The sequence below is a fragment of the Nocardioides terrigena genome, assembly GCF_003047265.1.
Lineage (GTDB): Bacteria > Actinomycetota > Actinomycetes > Propionibacteriales > Nocardioidaceae > Nocardioides > Nocardioides terrigena.
The window spans coordinates 1-748 of record NZ_PZYY01000046.1 but is presented as its reverse complement, the minus strand read 5'-3'; the positions used below and the strand labels follow the sequence as shown (position 1 = coordinate 748).

General features: G+C 45.3%; 1 protein-coding gene. It reads right to left on the bottom strand.

The features are described 5' to 3' along the window. Window positions 1–748, bottom strand: a 748-nt coding sequence (locus DAE25_RS22730) for an iron-containing alcohol dehydrogenase (protein WP_159083935.1), incomplete at both ends; no start/stop codon positions are given.

The window sequence follows — 748 nt, the reverse complement described above, 5'->3', positions numbered from 1 at the left end:
GTGCGATGTCTTGGAAGCGTTTATCCGCAACATAGTTTGTGTATTTCGGCCAAGTTGCCACTTTAGTCGGGCGAGTACCGTTATAACGAATTACGTGCGGTAATAAAATCGCATTGGTACGACCGTGAATCGTATGGAATTTACCGCCGATTTTATGCGCCATTGAGTGACAAATACCTAAGAATGCGTTTGCAAACGCTATACCTGCCATAGTTGAAGCATTGTGCATTTTCTCGCGAGCGACTTCATCAAATTCTTTCACGGATTTTTCTAAATTTTCAAATACCAGTTTAATTGCCTGTAACGCTAAACCGTCGGTGTAGTCGTTGGCAAGTATTGAAGTATAAGCCTCAGTTGCGTGAGTTAATACGTCTAAACCGGTATCCGCTGCAACATGAGCCGGCACTGACATCACTAATGCAGGATCTACAATCGCAATTGTCGGCGTGAGAGAGTAGTCGGCCAACGGATATTTAATATCGCCGTCAGTAATGACCGCAAACGGCGTGACTTCGGAACCGGTACCGGATGTGGTCGGGATACCGACAAATTTCGCTTTACGACCTAATTGCGGGAATTTGAACGCACGTTTACGAATATCCATAAATTTCTGAACTAAATCACGGAAATCCACTTCCGGTTGTTCATAGAATAACCACATTACTTTTGCCGCATCCATAGGCGAGCCGCCACCTAAGGCAATAATGGTATCCGGTTGGAAGCTACGCATAAGTTCCGTCCCGCGTTG